At 74.3% G+C, this 2,045-nt stretch carries 4 protein-coding genes and 1 pseudogene; 3 read left to right on the top strand and 2 right to left on the bottom strand.

Going from position 1 to position 2,045, the window contains the following annotated elements; all coding sequences use genetic code 11:
• The first annotated feature begins 303 nt into the window (after positions 1–303).
• Genes G3I65_RS42725 through G3I65_RS42715 form a run of 3 tightly spaced genes read left to right on the top strand, consistent with a single transcriptional unit; the run spans position 304 to position 1,390 of the window.
• Complete coding sequence (locus G3I65_RS42725) at positions 304–672, top strand: STAS domain-containing protein (protein WP_309235984.1); 369 nt, start codon at positions 304–306, stop codon at positions 670–672.
• Positions 669–1,049: an alpha/beta fold hydrolase gene (locus G3I65_RS57860; RefSeq protein WP_239071786.1), complete on the top strand. Its 381-nt coding sequence runs from the start codon at positions 669–671 to the stop codon at positions 1,047–1,049. Before G3I65_RS42725 ends, G3I65_RS57860 begins: the two co-directional genes overlap by 4 nt.
• On the top strand, positions 1,046–1,390 hold the full coding sequence (locus G3I65_RS42715) for an STAS domain-containing protein (protein ID WP_160701139.1): 345 nt from the start codon (positions 1,046–1,048) through the stop codon (positions 1,388–1,390). The genes G3I65_RS57860 and G3I65_RS42715 overlap by 4 nt, the downstream gene beginning before the upstream one ends.
• 101 nt (positions 1,391–1,491) lie before the next feature.
• On the opposite strand, the gene G3I65_RS42710 is transcribed toward G3I65_RS42715, so the two are convergent.
• Together G3I65_RS42710 and G3I65_RS57855 are read right to left on the bottom strand one after the other, a co-directional pair.
• Positions 1,492–1,851 (bottom strand): VOC family protein, encoded by a 360-nt coding sequence (locus G3I65_RS42710; protein WP_160701138.1) that lies wholly within the window; start codon positions 1,849–1,851, stop codon positions 1,492–1,494.
• Positions 1,852–1,929: 78 nt separating this feature from the next.
• Positions 1,930–2,045, bottom strand: a pseudogene (locus G3I65_RS57855) (LysR family transcriptional regulator); the annotation flags it as partial.

The raw sequence follows: 2,045 nt of genomic DNA, 5'->3' as shown, positions 1-2,045 counted from the left end.
AGACGCAACCAAGGCCACCTTGGGGCGCTGGTCAGGGGATGTCTGCGGCGGTCAGTGTGCGGGGGATGCGCGGGGCAAGGCGCCGCGGTGGTCGGGGGCCTCCCCGACGGCTGTCGGCTGGCGGTTGCGGCACGCGACTGCGACTGCGCAGCGGCTGCGGCTCCCGGCTGCGGCTCGCGGCTGGCGGCTGCGGCTGGCGGCGATCAGCCACGCGCGATCCGGCCGCCCACCGGTGAGGTTTCCCGCGTGTCGGGGCTGGGTATGACCCACCCGGGTAATCATCGGCAGAGGGAGGAGCTCCAGGTGACCACGGACGGCAATCGGCTCCGGCCCCAGGACCTCGTGCACGTGACGCAGGAGCGCGTCGGCGACGCGGTGGTCCTGACGGTGTCCGGCGAAGTCGACCTGCTCAGCGCGTCCGTCCTCGGCGACGGCATCACCGAAGCGCTCGCCGGCACTCCGGCGCTACTCGTGATCGACCTCACCGACGTCTCGTTCCTGGCCTCCATCGGCATCACCGCCCTGCTCGAAGCCCGCCGCGGGGCCGGCGCCGGGACGCGCGTGCGGGTCGTCGCGCCGGAACACAGCGTCGTCGCCCGGACCCTGCGGCTCACCGGCCTGCGCGAGACCCTGGCCGTCACGGCGACCCGGGACGCCGCCTTGGCGCGTTGACCAGCCGGAACAACGTGGTCGTCACCGGCCGCGACGCCGGGCCCACCCTCGTGCTCGCGCACGGGTTCGGCCGCGACCAGAACCGCTGGCGCCTCGTCGTGCCGCCGCTCGCCGAGCGGTACCGCTTGGTGCTGTTCGACCACACCGGCTCGGGCCGCTCGGACGCGCTCTGCACCCTGCGCGCGGCGGCGGTGTACGCCGCGGACCCGGCCGGTGCGCTGACGTCCCTCAACACCGTGCTGCACCGGGAGTACCGCGGCGCCGATCCGCGGTACTACGCGGTCGTCGCGGCCGTGACCGAACTGCTCGTGGGGTTCGGCGACGACACCGCCCTGCTCGCGCTGAGCGTCCCGCTCCCCGGAGGAGATCCACCGTGACCTTGTTCTCCGCGACCACCCGGACCACCGGAACGGGCCCGGTCGTCACGATCGGCGGCGAGCTCGACGTGGCCACCTCACCCCGCCTGCGCGCCGAGCTCGACGCCGCGCCGCTGGAACGCGGCCAGCTGCTGGTCGTGGACCTGGCCGAGGTCGAGTTCTGCGACTCCAGCGGCATTTCCACCCTCATCGCGGCCCGCAACGTCGCCGAGGCGGCCGGAGCGGCGCTCGCACTGGTCGCCGTCCCGGCCCGGCTCAGCCGGACGTTCGACCTGATCGGCCTCGGCGGCTTCTTCCCGACCTTCCCGACCGCCGAAGCGGCGATCACCGCGCACGGCTAGCCCGGCTCACCCGCAGGACCCGGCCACGGCACCACGGCCGGCGGCCCGGCCACCGCGGCGCCACCGGCCCAGCCCGAGCGTGGACTTCGGGTGCTCCGCCCCTAACGCGGGCTGTGGTCGGCGAACTCGACCGTGAACCCGTCCGGATCCCGCAGCTGCAGCTGCCGCTCGAACCCCCGGTCCCGCGGCGGCCCGAGCACCGGCACGCCGCGGGCCACGAAGTCCGCGTACAGCTCGTCGAGGTCGTCGGCGAGCAGCTCGACCTGGACGAACGCCCGCAGCTTCCGGCTCTCCCGCTCGACGGCCGCGCCCAGTTCGAGCAGGCCGAGCGTGCCGGTGTCCAAGCGCAGCAACGCGAAGCGGCCGTTGCGGACTTCGGTGGCGAACCCGAGGGATTCGTAGAACGGGAGCGAACGGTCGAGGCTGGTGACCGGCAGGCTCATCCCGGCGAACGTGATCAAGGCGCACTCCTTCGGCTCGGTGCGCCAAGGGGAGCCGAAGGACGGGCGTTCCGACGCCGCACCCGTCCGTGGCCGAGCCTAGCCGAGTTCCGCGAGCACCGCCCGGATCGCCGGGCTGGTGTCCGCGCTCCGCCGCCACGCCGCGTGCACCTCGCGCTTCGGCGGCCGCCGCAACGGCAGCGCGACCAGCCGCT

The sequence above is a fragment of the Amycolatopsis sp. SID8362 genome, from assembly GCF_010550475.1.
Classification (GTDB): Bacteria; Actinomycetota; Actinomycetes; order Mycobacteriales; family Pseudonocardiaceae; genus Amycolatopsis; species Amycolatopsis eburnea.
This window is presented reverse-complemented; position numbering and strand designations above follow the sequence as displayed.